The organism is Streptomyces sp. NPDC017890 (genome assembly GCF_044328675.1).
Lineage (GTDB): Bacteria > Actinomycetota > Actinomycetes > Streptomycetales > Streptomycetaceae > Streptomyces.
The window spans coordinates 1-6,262 of sequence record NZ_JBIRHU010000062.1 but is presented as its reverse complement, the minus strand read 5'-3'; the positions used below and the strand labels follow the sequence as shown (position 1 = coordinate 6,262).

The following is a 6,262-nucleotide window of genomic DNA, read 5'->3' as shown; positions in this document are numbered from 1 at the left end:
AAACCCTCCAACACCACCCGCTCACGCCGCTCACGACGCCACGACGACAACGCCGGCAACACAGCACTCAACGGCTCATCACCAGACAACCGGAGGGCCGACGCGACAGCTTCCACGTCCTGGTCCTCGACGGCTTCCCAGAACTCCGCGTCCACCGGGTCGACCACGCCGGCCGCACCGGCCCGCGCGGCCGCCGCCAGCCAGTACCGTTCCCGCTGGAACGCGTACGTCGGCAGCTCGACCCGCCGCGCACCAGCCAGAAGCGGCTGGAAGTCCACTCGTACGCCGGATACATGAAGCCGGCCGAGTGCGGTGAGCAGTGCTTCCGGTTCGGAGCGGTCCTTACGCAGGACGGCGATGAGCTGCGCCTGTCCGGTGAGGGTCTCCTGCGCCATACCGGACAGGACACCGTCCGGTCCCAGCTCCAGGAAGACACCGACGCCCTGGTCCTCCAGCCAGCGCACCCCGTCACCGAAACGGACAGCCGCACGGACATGGCGTACCCAGTACTCCGCCGACGCCACGTCCGCCTCGGCCCGACCGGTCACGTTCGACACGACCGGGATCGACGGCGCGGCGTAGGTCAGCGACTCGGCGACCCGGCGGAAGTCCTCCAGCATCGCGTCCATGTGCGGCGAGTGGAACGCATGACTCACCCGCAGCTTCTTCGTCTTCCACCCCAACCCGGAGAACCGATCCCCCAGCTCCGCCACCACATCGGCGTCACCGGCGATCACCACCGAGGACGGACCGTTCACCGCGGCGAGAGACACCTCCGCCTCCCGGCCCTCCAGATACGGAGCCACCGCAACCTCATCCGCACCCACCGCCAGCATCGCGCCACCCGCCGGCAACGCCTGCATCAACCGCCCCCGCGCCGCCACCAGCGTCACCGCATCGTCCAGAGACAACACCCCGGCCACATGCGCCGCGGCCAGCTCACCGATCGAATGCCCGGTCACATAATCCGGCCGTACACCCCAGCTCTCCGTGAGCCGGTACAAGGCCACTTCCAGAGCGAACAGACCCGGCTGCGTGTACCCGGTCTGATCCAGCAGCTCGCCGTCCTCACCGAACATCACCTCGCGCAACGGCCGGTCCAGCACCCGGTCGAACCCCGCACACACCGCATCCAACGCCTCCGCGAACACCGGATACGCCTCGTACAGCTCCCGGCCCATCCCCGCCCGCTGCGACCCCTGCCCCGAGAACAACACCGCCGTCAGCGCGTCCTTGTGCACGCGGCCCGTGACGACGCGTGCCGCCGGGCGGGCGTCCGCCAGGGCTGTCAGGTCCGCCAGAAGCATGTCGTGGGTGCCGGCCACAGCGACGGCGCGGTGTTCCAGGGCGGACCGGCTGGTCAGGAGGGAGTGGGCCAGGTCGTCCAGACGGATGTCCGGGTGGGCTACGAGGTGGGCGCGCAGGCGGTCGGCCTGGGCGCGCAGTGCGTCGGTGTTGCGGCCGGAGAGGGTGATCGGGACGAAGGGGGTCTCGGTGCGGTCGGCGGCCGGTTCACCGGAGGGCTCGGGAGCCTGTTCGAGAATGACGTGTGCGTTGGTGCCGCTCACGCCGAACGACGAGACGGCGGCACGACGAAGGGCGCCCGCCTCCGGCCAGTCCACGTTTTCGGTGAGCAGCTCGACCGCCCCGGCCGACCAGTCCACGTGCGAGGTGGGCCGGTCGATGTGCAGGCTCTGCGGCAGCACTCCCCGGCGCAGCGCCATGACCATCTTGATGATGCCGGCGACACCCGAAGCGGCCTGCGTGTGGCCGATGTTGGACTTGACGGAGCCCAGCCGCAGCGGACGGCCGGCCGGCCGGTCCTGGCCGTAGGTGGCCAGGAGCGCCTGCGCTTCGATGGGGTCGCCGAGGGTCGTTCCGGTGCCGTGGGCTTCCACCGCGTCCACGTCGGACGCGGACAGCGCGGCCTCGGCGAGCGCCTGCCTGATCACGCGTCGCTGGGCGGGGCCGTTGGGCGCGGTGAGGCCGTTGGAGGCGCCGTCCTGGTTGACGGCGGAGCCCCGGACGACCGCGAGGACCTGGTGGCCGTTGCGCAGCGCGTCCGAGAGGCGTTCCACGAGGAGCAGGCCGATCCCTTCCGACCAGCCGGTACCGTCGGCGGCCTCGGCGAACGGCTTGCAGCGGCCGTCGGGCGCGAGTCCGCGCTGCTTGCTGAACTCGGTGAACGCGGCGGGACTCGCCATGACGGTCACACCGCCGGCGAGGGCCATGGTGCACTCGCCCTTGCGCAGTGACTGGATGGCGAGGTGGAGGGCGACCATCGACGACGAGCAGGCCGTGTCGATCGTCATCGCGGGGCCTTCGAGGCCGAAGACGTACGAGATGCGACCGGAGGCGACGCTCGTCACGTTGCCGGTGAGGAGATGACCCTCGACGCCTTCGGGAAGGTCGCCGGCGTCGGAGCCGTAGGGCTGGGAGGAGGCGCCGACGAACACGCCGGTGCGGGTTCCGCGCAGCGCGGACGGCGCGATACCGGCCCTTTCGAACAACTCCCAGGAGCTTTCGAGGAGCAGCCGTTGCTGCGGGTCCATGGCGAGCGCCTCACGGGGTGAGATCCCGAAGAGCCCGGTGTCGAACAGGTCGGCGCCGTCCACGAAGCCGCCGGCCCCGGTGGAGCTGGCGGCCGTTCCGTCGCGGCCGGTGTCGAGCAGCGAGCCGAGGTCCCAGCCGCGGTCGGTGGGGAACGGCGTGATGGCGTCGTCGCCGGAGACGACCAGGTCCCACAGCTGTTCCGGGGAGGTGACTCCGCCGGGGTAGCGGCAGCTCATGCCGACGATGGCGATCGGTTCCCGCTGGGATGCAGTCAGCTCGTTGTTCTGCCTGCGCAGCCGCTCGGCGTCCTTCAGCGCGGCCCGCAGGGCTTCGACGACTCGGTTGTCCTTGGTTGTCATCATCAGCTCCGATTCAGGCCGTGTTCAGGAGTCACTGCTGTCGAGGGCGATCTCGATCAGGTTGTCGATGTCCATCGAGTCGAGTTCGCTCGACTCGTCCTCGGTGGGTGCTGCGGCGGGCGTCGCGGGGTCGGCCGGCCCGGTGAGGCTCAGCAGGGAGGTGAGCAGTCCGGCCTCGCGCAAGCGGGTGATCGGCACGGTTGCGAGCAGCCGTCGGATCTCGTCCTCGCCGGGTTCCGCCGTGCCGTCGCCGTCCGCCGTCTCGAAGAGGGCCCCGGCCAGGTGCTCGGCGAGCGCCGCTGGAGTCGGGTAGTCGAAGACCAGCGTGGAGGGCAGCCGTAGGCCGGTAGCACCGTTCAGCTGGGTGCGCAGCTCGACGGCGGTCAGCGAGTCGAAGCCGAGCTCGAGGAAGCTCTTGTCCGTGTCGACCTCGGATGTGTCCTGGTAGGACAGGACCTCGGCGACGCCAGCACGTACGAGTTCCCGAAGGTGCCGTGCGCGTTCGGGTGCCGTGAGGCCGGTGAGCCGGTTGCGCAGCGCCTGGCCCCCTTCGGTGCCGTCGGACGTTTCCCGGCCGTCGCGCTGTTCGGCCTGCTCGGCCGCCAGCAGCTCCCGCACCTCCGGTACTCCGTCGAGGAGTGGACGGCGGCGGCGCGCGGTGTAGGCGGGGACGAACCGTTCCCAGGCGACGTCGGCTACGACGACGCAGGTCTCGTCCCGTTCCAGGCAGGAACGCAGCGCGGTGACCGCGAGGCCGGGCGCCATGGCGCGCAGTCCGCGACGCAGCAGTTGCTCCCCGGCCTCGCCCGCGGCGAGGCCGCCTTCGGCCCAGGGGCCCCAGGCCACCGAGGTGGCCGCGAGGCCGCGGGCCCGGCGCTGCTCGGCCAGGGCGTCGAGGAAGGCGTTGCCCGCCGCGTACGCGCCCTGCAGGCCACTGCCCCAGACGCCGGCGATCGAGGAGAACAGCACGAACGCGTCCAGGTCGGCGTCACCGAGGACACGGTCGAGGTTGGCCGCTCCGGCAACCTTCGCCGTCATCACACGGACGTAGTCGTCGAGTTCCGTCCCGTCGACGGGGGTGTCCTGTCCGACACCCGCGGCGTGTACGACGGCGCGGACCGGAGAACCCTCCGCTTCCAGCCCCTTGACCAGCTCCGCCACCGAGTCGCGATCGGCCACGTCGCAGGCGGCCACGGTGACCCGTCCGGCGCCGAGAGCGGACAGTTCGGTCTCCAGTTCCGCGGCGCCCGGCGCCTCACGGCCCCGTCGGCTGGTCAGCACGACGTGCTCGGCACCCGAGGTGAGCAGCCACCGCGCGACGTGAGCGCCCAGGGCACCCGTGCCACCGGTGACGAGCACGGTGCCCGCGGGCTGCCAGCCGTCGGCGGTGCCGCCCGCAGCGGGCGGAGCGAGCGGGGAGCGCAGCAGCCGTCGCGCGTAGGTCCCGGACTGTCGTACGGCGACCTGGTCCTCGTACTCGGTTCCCGTGAGGACCGCGGTCAGCCGCTCGGCCGCCCGTTCGTCGGCGACGGTCGGCAGATCGACGAGGCCGCCCCAGCGTTCCGGGTGCTCCAGGCCGATGACCCTGCCCAGGCCCCAGACCTGAGCCTGCGCCGGCGAGATGCCGGCCGTGACGTCCCCACGTCCGGTGGACAGGGCGCCGCGAGTGGCCAGCCACAGCGGGGCCGCGACACCCGCGTCCCCGAGTGCCTGGGTGAGCACCGCGGTGCCCGCGGTGCCGAACGGCAGCGCATCGTGCCCGCCGAAAGGCCGTTCGTCGAGGGCGAGGAATGACAGGACCCCGGCCAGTGGGCTCTCCTCCGCGATCCGGCGCAGTCGATCGGTCAGGACGGACCGGTCCAGGCCGGCTTCGTCCACATCGAGCCGGACCACTACGGCACCCCGCCCGGCGTACGTGGTCGCTACGGTGTCCGCCCACTCCCGGGCCAGATCATCGGTGGGGGTCACCAGGAGCCAGGTCCCGGTGAGACTGCCCCCGGCCTGCCCGGTCAGCGGCTTCCACTCGACCCGGTAACGCCAGTCGTCCACCACCGACTGCTCCCGCTGCCGCCCGTGCCACCCCGCCAACGCGGGCAACACCGCCCGCAACGCCTCCTCCTCCACCGCCAGCGTGCCCGCCAACGCACCCGAGTCCAGCCGCTCCACCGCCGACCAGAACGCACCGTCCACCACCGAACCAACACCCACCTCAGCGGACACACCACCCGGCTCCAGCCAGTAATGACGCCGCTGGAAGGGGTAGGTGGGCAGGTCGACGCGGCGGGCACCCGTGCCGGAGAAGTACGCCGGCCAGTCCGGGGTCACGCCCCCGACGTGCAGACGGCCCAGAGCCGTGAGCAGTGCTTCCGCTTCGGAGCGGTCCTTACGCAGAGCGGCGACGAGCTGCACGTCCCCGGTGAGGGACTCCTGCGCCATACCGGACAGGACACCGTCCGGCCCCAGCTCCACAAACACACCGACACCCTGGTCCTCCAGCCAACGCACCCCGTCACCGAAACGGACAGCCGCGCGGACATGGCGTACCCAGTACTCGGCGGAAGCGACATCAGCCGAGACCTCGCCGGTCACGTTCGACACGACCGGGATCGACGGCGGGGAGTAGGTCAGCGACTCGGCGACCCGCCGGAAGTCGTCCAGCATCGCGTCCATGTGCGGCGAGTGGAACGCATGACTCACCCGCAGCTTCTTCGTCTTCCACCCCAACCCGGAGAACTGGGCACCCAGCTCGGCCACGGCATCGGCGTCACCGGCGATCACCACCGAAGAGGGACCGTTCACCGCTGCGAGAGACACCTCCGCCTCCCGGCCCTCCAGATACGGGGCCACCGCAGCCTCGTCCGTACCGACGGCCAGCATCGCGCCACCCGCCGGCAACGCCTGCATCAACCGCCCCCGCGCCGCCACCAGCGTCACAGCGTCGTCCAGGGACAACACCCCGGCCACATGCGCCGCGGCCAGCTCACCGATCGAATGCCCGGTCACATAGTCGGGCCGGATACCCCACGATTCCGTGAGCCGGTACAAGGCCACTTCCAGAGCGAACAGCCCCGGCTGCGTGTAGCCGGTCTGGTCCAGCAGCTCACCCTCCCCGGCGAACATCACCTCACGCAACGGCCGGTCCAGCACCCGGTCGAACCCCGCACACACCGCATCCAACGCCTCCGCGAACACCGAATAGGCCCCGTACAGCTCCCGGCCCATCCCCGCCCGCTGCGACCCCTGCCCCGAGAACAGCACCGCCGTCAGAGTCGTCTCGTCACGGACGACACCCCTCACCACACCAGCAGACGGAGCACCCTCCGCCACCGCGTCCAGACCCCGCAGCAGCT

1 protein-coding gene and 1 pseudogene are annotated in these 6,262 nt (G+C 71.2%); both read right to left on the bottom strand.

Annotation, left to right across the window (positions count from 1 at the left end):
* Positions 1-2,885: pseudogene (locus tag ACH4F2_RS34980) on the bottom strand (type I polyketide synthase); the annotation flags it as partial.
* Positions 2,886-2,936: 51 nt separating this feature from the next.
* Positions 2,937-6,262 (bottom strand): SDR family NAD(P)-dependent oxidoreductase (locus ACH4F2_RS34975; RefSeq protein WP_398136721.1); only part of this gene is annotated, 3,326 nt, incomplete at its 5' end.